The organism is Rhizobium favelukesii (genome assembly GCF_000577275.2).
GTDB classification, from domain to species: Bacteria; Pseudomonadota; Alphaproteobacteria; order Rhizobiales; family Rhizobiaceae; genus Rhizobium; species Rhizobium favelukesii.
Genome location: NZ_HG916852.1, coordinates 1151510 through 1165221, shown reverse-complemented (window position 1 = coordinate 1165221; position 13712 = coordinate 1151510). Strand labels below are relative to the sequence as shown.

At 60.4% G+C, this 13712-nt stretch carries 17 protein-coding genes; 11 read left to right on the top strand and 6 right to left on the bottom strand.

Annotation, left to right across the window (positions count from 1 at the left end; genetic code table 11):
- Positions 1-50 precede the first annotated feature (50 nt).
- Positions 51-488 carry a DUF6634 family protein gene (locus LPU83_RS44095; protein WP_024317919.1) on the bottom strand — a complete coding sequence of 146 codons (438 nt, stop codon included), beginning with the start codon at positions 486-488 and terminating at the stop codon, positions 51-53.
- 967 nt (positions 489-1455) lie between these two features.
- Between LPU83_RS44095 and LPU83_RS44085 the strand changes: the two genes are divergently transcribed.
- Positions 1456-1785, top strand: coding sequence for a hypothetical protein (locus LPU83_RS44085; RefSeq protein ID WP_157997330.1), 330 nt, complete (start codon positions 1456-1458; stop codon positions 1783-1785).
- Positions 1786-1916: 131 nt separating this feature from the next.
- Here the strand turns inward: LPU83_RS44085 and LPU83_RS44080 are convergent, their stop codons facing one another.
- Positions 1917-2258, bottom strand: coding sequence for a gamma-glutamylcyclotransferase family protein (locus LPU83_RS44080; RefSeq protein WP_024317917.1), 342 nt, complete (start codon positions 2256-2258; stop codon positions 1917-1919).
- Positions 2259-2417: 159 nt separating this feature from the next.
- On the bottom strand, positions 2418-2858 hold the full coding sequence (locus tag LPU83_RS44075; protein WP_309475095.1) for an NUDIX hydrolase: 441 nt from the start codon (positions 2856-2858) through the stop codon (positions 2418-2420).
- A gap of 105 nt (positions 2859-2963) precedes the next feature.
- Between LPU83_RS44075 and LPU83_RS44070 the strand changes: the two genes are divergently transcribed.
- From LPU83_RS44070 to LPU83_RS44045, 6 genes are all read left to right on the top strand, one after another.
- A complete protein-coding gene (locus LPU83_RS44070) occupies positions 2964-3596 on the top strand; it encodes a CYTH domain-containing protein (protein WP_024317916.1) in 633 nt (210 codons plus the stop codon).
- Entirely contained in the window at positions 3593-4336 is a 744-nt protein-coding gene (locus LPU83_RS44065) for a hemolysin family protein (RefSeq protein WP_051166740.1), read from the top strand. The genes LPU83_RS44070 and LPU83_RS44065 overlap by 4 nt, the downstream gene beginning before the upstream one ends.
- The gene (gene tam / locus LPU83_RS44060) at positions 4296-5066 is read left to right on the top strand and encodes a trans-aconitate 2-methyltransferase (RefSeq protein ID WP_024317915.1); all 771 of its coding nucleotides are present in this window, start codon (positions 4296-4298) and stop codon (positions 5064-5066) included. Before LPU83_RS44065 ends, tam begins: the two co-directional genes overlap by 41 nt.
- A 146-nt stretch (positions 5067-5212) precedes the next feature.
- Positions 5213-6721, top strand: coding sequence for a glucose-6-phosphate dehydrogenase (zwf, locus tag LPU83_RS44055; RefSeq protein ID WP_024317914.1), 1509 nt, complete (start codon positions 5213-5215; stop codon positions 6719-6721).
- Between the two features lie 388 nt (positions 6722-7109).
- Positions 7110-7301, top strand: coding sequence for a hypothetical protein (locus tag LPU83_RS72995; protein ID WP_141652601.1), 192 nt, complete (start codon positions 7110-7112; stop codon positions 7299-7301).
- Between the two features lie 120 nt (positions 7302-7421).
- The gene (locus tag LPU83_RS44045; protein WP_024317912.1) at positions 7422-7853 is read left to right on the top strand and encodes a hypothetical protein; all 432 of its coding nucleotides are present in this window, start codon (positions 7422-7424) and stop codon (positions 7851-7853) included.
- Positions 7854-7909: 56 nt separating this feature from the next.
- On the opposite strand, the gene LPU83_RS44040 is transcribed toward LPU83_RS44045, so the two are convergent.
- Complete coding sequence (locus LPU83_RS44040; protein ID WP_024317911.1) at positions 7910-8305, bottom strand: hypothetical protein; 396 nt, start codon at positions 8303-8305, stop codon at positions 7910-7912.
- 231 nt (positions 8306-8536) lie between these two features.
- Between LPU83_RS44040 and LPU83_RS44035 the strand changes: the two genes are divergently transcribed.
- Complete coding sequence (locus LPU83_RS44035) at positions 8537-10096, top strand: helicase HerA-like C-terminal domain-containing protein (RefSeq protein ID WP_024317910.1); 1560 nt, start codon at positions 8537-8539, stop codon at positions 10094-10096.
- A 61-nt stretch (positions 10097-10157) separates the two neighbouring features.
- Here LPU83_RS44035 and LPU83_RS44030 read toward each other — a convergent pair whose 3' ends face one another.
- The gene (locus LPU83_RS44030; protein WP_024317909.1) at positions 10158-10460 is read right to left on the bottom strand and encodes an alkylphosphonate utilization protein; all 303 of its coding nucleotides are present in this window, start codon (positions 10458-10460) and stop codon (positions 10158-10160) included.
- 170 nt (positions 10461-10630) lie between these two features.
- Between LPU83_RS44030 and LPU83_RS75115 the strand changes: the two genes are divergently transcribed.
- From LPU83_RS75115 to LPU83_RS44020, 3 genes are all read left to right on the top strand, one after another.
- The gene (locus tag LPU83_RS75115; protein ID WP_258579414.1) at positions 10631-10864 is read left to right on the top strand and encodes a GrpB family protein; all 234 of its coding nucleotides are present in this window, start codon (positions 10631-10633) and stop codon (positions 10862-10864) included.
- A 49-nt stretch (positions 10865-10913) separates the two neighbouring features.
- A complete protein-coding gene (locus LPU83_RS75110) occupies positions 10914-11129 on the top strand; it encodes a GrpB family protein (RefSeq protein WP_024317907.1) in 216 nt (71 codons plus the stop codon).
- Positions 11130-11633: 504 nt separating this feature from the next.
- Positions 11634-13154 (top strand): ABC-F family ATP-binding cassette domain-containing protein, encoded by a 1521-nt coding sequence (locus LPU83_RS44020; protein WP_024317905.1) that lies wholly within the window; start codon positions 11634-11636, stop codon positions 13152-13154.
- Here the strand turns inward: LPU83_RS44020 and LPU83_RS44015 are convergent.
- A complete protein-coding gene (locus LPU83_RS44015; protein WP_029710364.1) occupies positions 13151-13684 on the bottom strand; it encodes a GNAT family N-acetyltransferase in 534 nt (177 codons plus the stop codon). The two genes, LPU83_RS44020 and LPU83_RS44015, sit on opposite strands and share 4 nt — an antisense overlap.
- Positions 13685-13712: the final 28 nt, after the last annotated feature.

The window sequence follows — 13712 nt, the reverse complement described above, 5'->3', positions numbered from 1 at the left end:
AATCCGTCTCCCTCGCGCAGAACGTTTTGGCACCATCGATTTCCGGCATCTCATCGCCCAGCGGCCATTTGCTCTTGTTCCTCCCCGTAGGCATGCTCCATGCGCGTAAGCTTCTGCTCTCGGAAGGGCTTCTCCTCGCGGATGAACGCGATCATGGCATCGATGTCGTTCCCACCTCCGGGTGCTTCTCCCAATGGGAGATGACGGCGTCTACGAAGCTTTTGCGCCCAATAGCGGATTTCTCGCTCGGCCGGGGGATAGGATAAACCAAGCCGATACAGGCGGCTCTCCGTCCTCGCCCAACGGGCGGGGCTCCCTCTATCCATATCTAAGACGGGAGCCGTGTGCCCGTGATCACCATCGTCGATTTCCGGGTGGCCGAAAAACCAGCCGTAGAGCCACGGCCTGCTATCGGACGGGCTCTCAAGCACCCACCCCTCAAGGATGGGCGCGGCTTCCAGCTCGGCTTCTGTCGGGACCTCGTTCATTGGTAACAAATCCTTCCTAAGACTGATCCTGCCGCTTGGTTCAGTTCAGCTATCCTTTGCCGCGAAATCGTCTCCTTCGAGAACAAGGCTGGATCGCGACCTCACGAAATCCTCGAAGCGGAGGAGGATCTCTTGAACTTCTCCGTCTTCTCTCGGTGGACACTGTGTCCAGCGCCACGGATGCGAATTGGTTCGCCTTCCCATATATTCGCGAAATCGATGTTGTCGATGTAGTCCAGATTGATCGCCGGATCATTTTCGCCGTTGATGATCGCGAGGGGAATAGACGTGGTCTCGGCGATGCACCTCTGATCGCTATCCTCCCGGCAACCGCGGACTCGATCATATACTGGCGGGCCCGGCCGTCTGTCCTTCGAACGGCAGAATGGAACGGCTCTTCGTCCAGGGCGTCCGCGCCTAGCGCGAGTTCGACCACCATACCGACCTGCTCTTCGGTTAGCTCTGCATTTCCGGTGTAGGCAATCTTCGGGCTGGGCTTGAAGCCGGCTTGCAGCCCTTCCGGACTGTTGACTATCGGCGGGGTTCCAAAGATCAGCGCACCATCGACAGCCGCGTTCCTCGCGATCATCTCAAGTACGACATGGCCACCGAGCGAATGCCCGACGGCGATAAACCTTTCCACCCTCATGCTCTCCAGTGCCTCGAGCAAAGCGTCGGCGTATCCGGGCATGCTGTAGGTGCGTCTGGGGTCAATCGCGTTGCCGGATGCACCACGCCCCTGGAAGGTTGAACGCGATGGTTCTTCTAATGCCGGAAGCGCTTCAATCTGCGGGGCAAATGGCCAAACGATGCCAACTCGAAGACCGGACAGAATCCGAAAGTCTTTGAAGAAGTGTCGGGGAGTGGGTCGAAAGGCGCCTCGGCGTCCCCATTATGAACGCCCCTTTCAGAGCTAGTTCATGTTGCGGCGGATAAGGTTGTCGGAGGAACTGAAATAGCAATGTGAGTGTACCGCATGAAAGACAGATCGCTCATCAACAAGCTCATGAACGCCGTCGTTCAAGGTGTTTTTGTCGCGTTTCCGCTGTCGTGTGCATCGGTCGCCGCCTATGACGTGTGGACCCACGGGATGCACGCGGTGACGACGCAGTTCGGACTTGGAATTGCAGGCTTGATCTTGCTAGCCCAAGCTGTGGTGATTGGCTTCCGGGGTCTCGATTTTGTGCTCGAAGAGTCGCGTCGTTTCCGGCACGATGCCCTTGCGTTACACAGTGCGACACGGCAGCGTTTCGCCGATGCTATTGCTCCGCGCCTGACGCCCATGCCAGCGTCTTGATGGCTAGTTGATGCCAACCACGACGAACGTGGCCTGATCTCGTTTGTTCGCGAGCCCGGCAGCCCTTCAGGCGCATCCGACGTGACAATGCCGAAGAGGACGATGTCCGTTCGACCGAATGAACCGCTCAGTTAGGTCATCTTCGCCAATGCGTAGACGAATGCTTCAACCTGCACGCCTCCTCCAACCGTGACCATGGCGACGACACGCTGATAGCTTTCACCCTCGAACTCGTCGAGACGCTTCCAGTGTTCCGGAAGGTCCGGGGATTCGAATACTGAAACAGGGACTTCGAAGGCTTCGTCATCAAGCACGAGACCGGGAAAGCCAATCCCCGCTCCCCATCCGGCCTCAAGAAGTCGGCCACGGACGGTGCCCTTTCGCCAGGTGCCGCGAAGGCCGTCGAGCTGTCCGTGATTGACCTCGCCGGGCGCGAGGCTTCCATACGTCGCGAGACGATGTTCGGCGTCCATGATGCTTTGGTGCGCTCCTAAAGATCCAGAGCCGGCGACCCGGCCGGGCGTTGCTACAAGTTTGGCACGTTTGTAGCAAGATGACGTGTGGTCACAGAGCGAGAGCGCGTCTCAGCCTCCCTCACCTCGCCCTGACTGGCTTGGTGTCTATCGCAGGCGTTAAAGGAGCGTCCGCAGCCCCGGCTGAGCGACGTCTCGAATGGCAATCTTGAGCGGGAACCACTTCTGCTTCCGCATTGCCTTTTCAGGGAACTCCGTCGCCAAGCGGGAGACCTCGAACAGATGGACCGAGACCTGATACTGATGGGGTGCACTGTCCTTCCGATACGAGAACGAACCGAAGACATCCGGAGTGACCAAGCCTTCGACGCCGGCTTCCTCGAAGGCTTCGCGCAGCGCTGCTGCCGCGGTTGTTTCGCCAGGATCGAGGTGTCCTTTGGGAACGCCCCATCGTCCGTATCGGCGGCTTCCGACCAGCAGGATCCTGAGGTCGCCGTTCTTGTTTCGCCGATAACAGACCGCACCTGCCTGTCGGACGTCGCGCGCGAAGGGACTGGCACCTGCAGCAGTTCGGTGTTCTTCCTCAAGCATCGCCTTCATCATGCTGCTCGAAACATAGGACGCGTTGATAAATCGGTGTAACATCGGTCTGCGACAGCAGCCTCAACGTTGTGACGACCGTCCCCTTAACAGTCGGAGTCCACCTTGTCGTCCGAAATCGAAATCAAGCTTGAACTGTCAACCGAGGCCTTGGAGTCTCTTCTTGGTTCCGACCTTCTCGGCGAACCCGAGAAAGTTCTGGAGCAGCCGTCGACCTACTTCGATACCGTCGAGCGGAGGCCCTTCCAGGAAGGCTTCTCACTCCGCATCCGGCGAAGCGGCGCCGCCTGCATGCAGACGGTGACGGCCACCGGACCCAGCAAGTCCCTCTTTGGGCGGTCTGAATGGGAAACTCCCATCGACGGGGAGGAACCCGTTCTCGACCATTCGAGCCCGCTGTTGAGCGAGTTCGGGAGCGACCTCGCCGTAGAGCCGGTATTCGACGTCGATGTGGAAAGACGCGTCTGGAACGTGAAGGAGAACGGGTCGCTCATCGAGGTCGTGGTCGATCAGGGCGAGGCCATGTCCGGCGACCGACAATCGGCCATCCGTGAAGTCGAACTCGAACTGAAAGATGGCGACCGAAAAGACCTGTTCATCCTCGCGCGTAAGGTCGACGGGATCGTCCCGTCCCGGTTCGGCGTCCGCTCCAAGTCAGAAAAAGGATTCGCGCTCGTTGATCAGCAGAGGTCCGTCTTCAAGGCGGAGGGGTCTTCTCCTCCGAAGAGAAAGACATGATCCAGGGCGTGCTAACGCTTGCGGAGCGGTCGGCCAAGTCGGTGATGACGCCGCGCATGGACATCGACTGGCTCGACCTCGACGCACCGCGGGCCGAACTCCGGCACCGTATCCTCGACCTCGGCCATTCGCGTTTCCCGGTTGCCCGTGGCAGTCTGGACAATTTCATCGGCATCGCCAGCGCTCGCGACCTGTTGCGCGACATCATCGTCGACGGCGCGATCAACCCTGAGCGCTCCATTCGCCAGCCGCTGGTGGTGCACGAGAGCATCAGCGCACTGAAGCTGATGGAGCAACTGCGCCAATCCAGCCAAGCCGTCGCCATCGTGCTCGACGAATACGGCGATCTTGAAGGCATGGTGACGCCGACCGACCTCCTGGAGGCGATTGCCGGCGAATTCCCTGATGAGGACGAGGAAAAGCTCACGATCGAACGCGGCGAGGACGGCTCGTTGACTGTCGACGGCTGGATCGACATTCGTCATGCCCCCAGGCTGCTCGACGCAGATCTCATCGATGAGACGGACAGATATTCGACGCTCGCCGGCTTCATTCTCTGGCATCTCGGCCATCTTCCGCACGAAGGAGAAGGCTTTACAGCGGGCGAGCCGCCTTCGAGGTCGTCAAATTGGACGGCCGCAACATCGACAAGGTGCGCGTCCAGCGTATCGAGGAAGCTGCATAATCAAGGAAAGCTCCATGGCGTGGTCTGCCAGCCAGTATGGCAAATTCGAAGATGAACGCACGCGTCCGGCACGCGATCTGTTGGCGCAGGTGCCGCTTGAGCACGTCCGTCGTGCGGTGGACCTCGGCTGCGGGCCGGGCAACTCGACTGAGCTGATCGTCGAGCGTTTCGGGGCGGCTGGTGTCTCCGGTCTGGACAGCGACTTGAACATGCTGGAGGCCGCCCGCAACCGTATGCCCGGCACGCCCTTCGTCGAGGCCGATCTTGCCACCTGGCAGCCAAGCGAACCGGCTGACCTGCTCTTTGCCAATGCCGTCTTCCAGTGGCTGCCGAACCACCTGGACATTTTCGACCGCTTGATAAACGGACTTGCGCCGGGCGGCGTCCTGGCGGTGCAGATGCCGGACAACCTGACCGAGCCAACCCATCTGTTGATGGAGGAGACGGCGCATGTCGGGCCCTGGAAAGCCGCCTTCGAAGCGCAGAGCGTTCGCCGTCAGCCGCTGCCGCTGCCCTCCACCTACTACAGCCGGCTCATCGGCAAGGCTGCCCGCGTCGACATCTGGCATACCGCCTACAACCACCCGATGGCGGATGCTGCGGCGATCGTCGAATGGGTCAAAGGAACAGGTCTCAGGCCTTATCTCGACCACGCCGGCGACGAGCATCGCGACGCGTTTCTGGCCGACTACCTCGGCCGCGTGGAAAGGGCCTACCCGAAGATGTCGGACGGCCGCGTATTGCTGCGGTTCCCGCGGATCTTCATGGTTGCCGTCAAGGCTTGAGAGCGCCGTCGAAGTGGAAGCCTCCTGGCTAGCGCATCAGATGGGCGGCAGGATCGGCTGACATTGTCTTGCAATGGTCAGGCGGCATCCTGCTTGCCGCCGCACCCGCGCGCACTATAGTCGTCGCACATAGCGAGGAGACATTCATGGCCGCCGCCCCCATTCCGCCAGCCACACTTGTCATTTTCGGTGCTACGGGCGACCTGACGCAACGCCTGCTGATACCGGCGATCATCAATCTGACGCGAAGCGGATTGGTCGGCGACGATCTCAACATTCTCGGCGTCGGCATAGAGCCGGGCGACGACGCTTCGCTGGTGGCACGACTGGACGGTTTCCTTTCCGGACTGAGCGAACCGATCCTGCCGGAGACGGACGATGCATGGCGACGGCTGCGTCAGCGAATCTCCTACATTTCAGGCGATTTCACCCAGGACGGCATATTCCTCGAGATCAAGAAGCACCTGACGCGCTGCAACGCGGCCTTCTATCTCGCCGTGCCGCCGCAGTTTTTCGGAACGCTTGTCGAAAAGCTGGCCGAACAGGGCCTGACCCGCGAGGCTGACGGATGCTTCCGCCGGATTGCCATCGAAAAGCCTTTCGGCACCGACCTCGCCTCGGCCCGCGCGTTGAACGCCCGCATTCTCAGCAACGTCGCCGAGAGCCAGGTCTATCGCCTCGACCACTTCCTGGGGAAGGAAACGGTGCAGAACATTCTGACCGCCCGCTTCGCCAACATGATGATCGAGGCGCTCTGGAACAACAACTATATCGACCACGTACAGATCACGGCCGCCGAAACGGTCGACGTCGGTACGCGCGGCAAATTCTACGACGCCACCGGCGCGCTGCGCGACATGGTCCCCAATCACCTGTTCCAGCTGCTGGCGATGATCGCGATGGAGGCCCCGAACGGTTTTGGCGCAGAGGCGATCCGTACCGAGAAGAGCAAGGCGCTGAGCGCGCTTCGCATCTGCACACCGGAGGAGGCAGTCACCCATGCCGTGCGCGGCGCCTATACGGCCGGCAAGCTCGATGGCAACGACATCACGGCGTTCCGCCAGGCCAAGGATGTATCGCCCGACAGCAACACCGAAACCTTCGTCGCGCTGAAGCTCTTTGTCGATACATGGCGTTGGGCAGGCGTGCCGTTTTATTTGAGAACCGGCAAGGCGATGAAGGCGCGCGATACGGAGATCGTGGTGACTTTTCGGCAGGTGCCGTTCGCGCAGTTTCGTGAGACCGACGTGAAGCGGCAACTGCCGCCGAACAGGATGGTCATCCAGGTCCAGCCGGATGAGGGGCTGAGCGTCGAGATCTCCATCAAGTCACCCGGCCTTTCCGTGGACACCGTCCCCGTCTCGCTCGACTTCCGCTATGCCGACAAATTCGACATCGGCAAGATGACCGGATACGAGTCCCTCCTCTACGATCTCTTCATCGGCGACCAGACGCTCTTCCAGCGCGCCGACGGCATCGAAGCCGGCTGGGCGGCCGTGCAGCCATTCCTCGATATCTGGGCGAAAATCAGCGAAACTCCGGAGGCCTATGCACCGGGGAGCATGGGTCCGTCTTGCGCCGAGGAACTCATCCGGCGCGATGGCCGAGAATGGCACGAGCTGGGTGTGATCATCCACAACCACATTCGAAAGTAATTTCGGAAATACACGTTTAACTAAAGTAAAGCAGAAGAGCATTTCGCTACGCCTCCCGTATGGCGAGCGAAAATATTGTATCATGAATATGTGATCGTAATCCATCGCAACACATTTATGGTACGCTATACAAAATATTGATGTGTTGACCCTTTCGCCTTTGACAGCGAAGATTTTCCTGCTGACCGCGTTGCTGTTCCAATGCGACAAAGAAGGCGGGGCTCGTCCAACCCCGACGGGCCCTTCTTGCGTTTTTCTATCATTTGGCGAATAAAGTATATATTAGTCGAAATTGTTAAAGCTCGATTAATATATTTACTTGCGCTCTTCCACCGCCTTGCTAAATCTATCTCGAGGGTTTTGGGGTATTGACATGGTAGATACTCATTTGTCTAAGAATCGTTCGATTTCCGATCAACGTATGGAAACCTGCAGGTCGGAGTTCGAGCCCCTCCTCTTCGAGCTCATCCGCAATGGTGAGAAGCGGGGATGGAAGGCGGCCGAAATCGCGATGGCGCTGGCCGACGCGGCTGACGACGTCATCCTTCAGCTGGCAAGGGAAACGAAGAGCAAGCATTGACCGCTTGCCTTGCCGATCCTGACATAATGACGCTTCAGAAGTGCTCCTTTAACAAGTAAAGAAATCCTTGAGCTTGTCTCGCGTGATTCTCTTGCCGCTTGCGCCAAGCAAAGGAGCCCGATGTTGCAGTTGATTGCCGCAGCTCTTCTTGCCTGTGGATGCGTCAGCCTCGCCGAGGTTGCCGACTGGCCGCCTGCGGACAGCTATGTGCCGAAGATCAGTTGCCACGAAAGCGATGCCGCCGAGCGCTGCGCTGAAATTCGTGCGGCTTGGACCGGCCTTTACGCCGATGCGATCGCTGGCCGCGTTGAAAGTCAGCGAAAAGTCTCTTTCTGCCTGAGCACCGGCTGCAACAAGGGCATCGTTGTCGAGCCCATCCTTGGCTGCGCCTGGCGCCAGGTCATCGCCGCATCGCGCAATCCTCAGATCAACGACGCCGACCGGGCCAACATCAACCGTTACTGCGGCCCTCGCGCGCTTGACGATGCCGGGCGCAAAGCTGCCAGAGACCAGTCGCAAACCTGGCTGACCTTGCTCGGCGTAACGCCATAGCTACAAATGCAAACGGGCGGGGACAAGCCCGCCCGCCGAAAGTCTTGGCTTGCCGCTTAGACGAACTGGCTGAGACCCGGAACCGAGCCGACAACCTCGTCTACGACTTCCTTGCCGGCATGCTGCTCGGCAATCGCGATGGTTTCCTTGGCAAGTGTCGTGATCTCGCCCATGCCGAGGCCTTCCGACATCAGTTGCTGGCCGAGCGCCATGATGCCGCCGCCGCCGAGCGCGCCCATGATGCTGCCAAGGATCCCGCCGCCACCGCCCTCGCCTTCGCCGTTATACTTGGCAACGAGATCGGAGGCGCCCGGAATGGCCTCGATCATCTTGGCGACCGGACCGTCTGCCGCTTCGCGCTGCAGGAAGCCGAGCATCATGCCGAGCGCCTTTTCGGCCACCTCTGCGGGGATGCCCACGCGCGCGGCGATCTGGTCTACGATTTCATTCATTGTCAGCCTCCTATTTTTGACGTTGACGTCAACGTTAATTGAACTTTCGGGGCAACTCAAGCCGCCTGCCGCAAAAGCAGGCTTTATCCTACTTTTCCTTTTAATGCAGACCGTTGTCCGCACTGGACTCCCTGCTTATAACAGGGAAGCGATATTACAATGACCGTGCGGAAAACGACGCTCCGCACTTTGACGCAATCGGCGCCGACAGCCGTAGGGAGAATTTTCGAAATGCTCGAGGAAGGCAAGATTTTCGTCGGCGTCAGCCGCAATCCGGACGACAGCATCAACAAGCCGGAATATCTCGACCTGAAATTCGGAAACCGCCATGGCCTGGTGACGGGCGCCACCGGCACCGGCAAGACGGTAACGCTGCAGGTGCTTGCCGAGGGCTTTTCGAAGGCCGGCGTGCCCGTCTTCTGCGCCGACATCAAGGGCGACCTCTCCGGCATCGCCGCCAAGGGCGAACCGAAGGACTTCCTGACCAAACGGGCCGAGCAGATCGGCTTCGACGACTACGAATTCGACCAGTTCCCGGTGATCTTCTGGGACCTCTTCGGTGAAAAGGGCCACCGCGTCCGTACCACGATCGCCGAGATGGGACCGCTGCTGCTTGCGCGGCTGATGGATGCTTCCGAGCCACAGGAAGGCGTCATCAACATCGCCTTCAAGATCGCCGACCAGGGCGGCATGCCGCTGCTCGACCTCAAGGATTTTTCCTCGCTGCTTAACTACATGGCGGAGAACGCAACCGTACTATCCAGCCAATTCGGCCTGATCTCGAAGGCGTCGGTCGCCTCGATCCAGCGAGGCTTGCTCGTGCTGGAACAACAGGGTGCGGAGCATTTCTTCGGCGAACCCGCACTCAAGATCACCGACATCATGCGGACCAACAACCGCGGCTATGGTCAGATCTCGGTGCTTGCCGCCGACAAGCTGATGATGAACCCGCGCCTCTATGCAACCTTCTTGCTGTGGCTGCTCTCCGAACTCTTCGAGGAACTGCCTGAGGTCGGAGATCCCGAGAAGCCGAACCTCGTTTTCTTCTTCGACGAGGCACATCTGCTCTTCAACGACGCGCCGAAGGTGCTGATCGAGCGTGTCGAACAGGTTGTCCGCCTCATCCGTTCGAAGGGCGTCGGCGTCTATTTCGTGACGCAGAATCCGCTCGACGTGCCGGAGACCGTACTCGCGCAGCTCGGCAACCGGGTGCAGCACGCGCTGCGCGCCTATTCCCCACGCGAGCAGAAGGCGGTGAAGACGGCTGCGGACACCTTCCGGCCCAACCCAGCCTTCGACTGTGCCACCGTCATCACCACGCTCGACACGGGCGAGGCGCTGCTGTCCACACTCGAGGCAAAAGGATCGCCCTCGATCGTCGAGCGGACGCTGATCCGTCCACCGTCCGGCCGCGTCGGCCCGTTGACCGATCCGGAGCGCCAGCAGGTCATGGACAAGAGCCCGGTGCTCGGCGTCTACGACGAGGATCTCGATCGAGAATCCGCCTTCGAGATCCTGGCTGCGCGCGCCAAGAAAGCGTCTGACTCCGACGCAGCCAAGCAGGCGCAACCGACGCAGCCGACCGAGGGCAGTGCCTCGGGTCGCTGGACGCTGCCGGGCTTCGGCGATGACGACAACGAGCAGCAGAGCAAGACCGAGGGCCGCGCCCGCTCGTCCGGCTACCAGCGCGAGACGGTCGTCGAGGCCGCGATGAAGAGCGTAGCTCGCACGGTCGCGACACAGGTCGGCCGGGCACTGGTGCGCGGCATCCTGGGCAGTTTGAAGCGCTGAGCGGAAAGGGCGCTGCGCTCGTCCTGCGCCGCGTCCCATAGTTCTCCGCCAATCACGGCGCTCACCGCTTGCGCACGAACTCCGTGCGCAAGACAAGGCCTTTGATGGTGTCGTGGCGGCAGTCGATCTCTTCCGGGTTATCCGTCAACCGGATCGACCTGATAACCGTACCTTGCTTCAGGGTCTGATTGGCCCCCTTGACCTTCAGATCCTTGATCAAGGTGACGGAATCGCCATCCGTGAGGACATTTCCGGAAGCATCCCGGACCTCGCTCGCCCCCTGCCCGGCGGCAGCCAATTCCGCAGCCGGACGCCATTCACCCGTCACTTCGTCATAAACGTAGTCGTCGTCACCGCCTGCCATGGGCTTTTCTCCTGAAAGCAAGAATTTGCCAATCGGGGCGCTTATAACAGCCAAACCGCCCTGTGCAAGTTAGGCCATGCTGACTCAACTGATCAGCGTCTTTGTCCGGATGTGATCGGTTGGCCGCAAGGCAACCCTGCCATCGATCGTAGTCCAGGTGAGGAGCTTCGGTGCGAATAGAAATTGGGCAATCTCGACCGAGGTGGCTCGAAGATTTCGCAGATCTGAGGATAGTTGCCATGCGGACCGCGCCGGCAGGCGCATATATACACCACATTGGCTCCACAGCGGCCCCAGGTCTTGCCGCAAAGGATATCATCGATATTCAACTCACCGTGGACGATCTGGAAAACGTTGACAGCGCCGCTTTTGAACGAGGGGCTTTAGACGCAATTTGGCGGTGATTGATCATTGCCCCCCGGAATTGAGTTGGCTGAAGAGGAGCTGAGAAAGATGCTCTTCCGTAGCACCAACCGACGGGCAACAAATGCGCACGTTTGCGAAAAAGCGCGATTCAACCGGCTTTATCCGCTCCTTTGCCGCGATTTCTTGCGGACCGATCGGATAGCTGGAAACGCCTGTGGGGTCATCAAGCAGCGTCTGGCCGAGCGCTTCCCCACAGATGAAGACGCCTATTACGATATCAAAACCCCGTCTTCCATATTATAGAGGGCGCCAACGAATGGACGAAGGTGACATTGTGGTCGGAGCCGCCCGGTGACTAGGCCATGTTCAAGAGGCGTGGACGTGGAAGCCAGATTTTGGTGGTGGCCATCACCAGGAGCGCCGCGGATCATGTCCGGGCCTTGTCGCGGCGCGTGGCAATCCTCCTCCGCACAGAGTTTCTGAATGGGCCGATGCAACCGTTTCGGTTGCATTTCTGCATGCCTGATGGTATTTCGCCTGTGCACTCAAAGAGAAAGGAGGGTCGCGTGCAAAAATGCTATTTCCGGTTCAACCGGCAGCGTGGCCCCGTCAACGCCCTGCAAATGCGTTTGCAGGGCTGACCAGAGACCGTTTCTCACAAACTCTCTTCCTGGTCTGCCCCTCGTGGCAGCAGTTCGGGCATTCAGCTCGTCTGCAACGATCCATCCACCGAGCTTGAGCACACGCACGCGATGAAGGCCGCATGCCCTCGCCCGTGTGATCGCTCGGCAAGACCAGAGCAAGATCGTGACCCTTATCAATATCCGCAATCTCGGCGTCACTCTGAGCGCACCACTCTTTGCCAAGCTCGACCTCATCATCAATGCCGGCGACCGTCTCGGTCTCGTCGCCGCCAACGGCCGTGGCAAGTCCACGCTGCTGCGTTGCATTTCAGGCACGCTGGAGGCAACCCATGGCGACATCACGCGCTCGCGCGGACTGACGATCGGCCATGTCGAGCAGGACGTGCCGACAGGGTTGCTTGACGTTCCGTTCCACGATGCGGTCCTTCAGGCGCTGCCCGCCGACCAGCAGGCGAACGAAAGCTGGCGCGTCGACATCGCGCTGGAGTCACTCGACGTGCCGGAAGCCTTGCGCAGCCGCCCGGTCGGACAGCTCAGCGGCGGCTGGCAGCGGCTGGCGATGCTGGCGCGTACTTGGGTGCTGGAGCCGGACGCACTGCTGCTCGACGAGCCGACCAACCACCTTGATCTCGGCAAGATAGCGGCACTCGAGGAATGGTTGAATGCCCTGCCCCGCGACGTTCCAGTCATTATCTCCAGCCATGATCGTGCCTTTCTCGATGCCGTCACCAATCGCACGCTGTTCCTGCGACCGGAGCAATCGCAGGTCTTTTCCCTACCTTACAGTCGGGCGCGGGCGGCGCTGGACGAGGCGGATACAGCCGACAAGCGACGCTACGAGCGCGACATGAAGACGGCCGAGCAACTGCGGAAGCAGGCCGCGAAGCTCAACAATATCGGCATCAACTCCGGCAGCGACCTGCTGGTGGTCAAGACCAAACAGCTGAAGCAACGCGCCGACAAGCTGGAGGATGCGGCCAAGCCCGCCCACCTCGAGCGGTCGGCCGGTGCGATCAAGCTCGCCAACCGCGGCACGCATGCCAAGGTGCTGGTGACGCTCGACGACGCCGTGGTCTGCACGCCCGACGGCACGCCGCTCTTCCGGACCGGCAAGCAGTTCATCTGCCAGGGTGACCGGATCGTGCTGCTCGGCGAGAACGGCGCCGGCAAATCGCGGCTGATTGCGATGCTGCGAAAGGCGATCGGCAATGCCGAGACGGCACAGGACGGTATCAAGGCGACACCTTCCCTGGTTCTCGGCTACAGAGATCAGGCGCTTGCCGACCTCAAGGACAAGGACACGCCGATGGAGACGATCATCCGCCGTTTCGAGGTCGGCGATCAGCGGGCGCGGGCGCTGCTGGCGGGTGCCGGCATGACCATCGACATGCAGTCGCGCGCCGTCGGGCGGCTTTCGGGCGGCCAGAAGGCGCGGCTCGGCATGCTGGTCCTGCGGCTGGCGGAGCCGAATTTCTACCTGCTCGACGAGCCCACGAACCACCTCGACATCGACGGGCAGGAAGCGCTGGAGGGCGAGCTCATGGCACGTCAGGCCAGTTGCCTCGTGGTCTCGCACGACCGCAGCTTCGTCCGCGCGGTCGGCAACCGGTTCTGGCAGATCGAGCGCCGACGGCTCGTTGAAGTGGAAAGCCCAGAGCTTTTCTTTGCTTCGGCACGGCCTTAGACTTCAACAGCCGTAAGGAACAGGTACAAGAAGAGCGCCGTCTCTCTGCGCTGCTCCAACGCGGCGTAGAGATACTTGTCGTATCCGCCGAGTTCGAAGCCATATCGCTTGTGGAAGCGGCAGGCGGCCACGTTGTTCGATTGGGTCTCCAAACGGATGCCGGGCGCGTCTTGCTCGCGCGCCCAGCCGACGGCGCGGTCCATAAGCATCCTGCCGGCACCGGATCTCCTGGCTGTCCGATCGACCGCGAGGTCTTCCACCGAGACAAAGCCGTTCCAGCTCTTCGACAAGAGGAGGTAACCGCACGCCCTGCCCGCTCGGCTTGCAATCACCAAGCGCCGATCTGGTCCAGCCGTAAAGTCGTCCGGGTCAAAGCCGTACGACTTGCGATAGGGCTCTACAACCCGAACCTGCCCGAACGGATCGTCATATGGCGCCAATAGCTCCGAGGTGACGTCGAACGAGAAGTTGCAGTCCATGATCGCGGGCGGCAAGGTTTCGGCATCCTCGACGAGCATCGGCTCCTCCATGCGTGCAGCGCCTGGAGACGTGGTTATG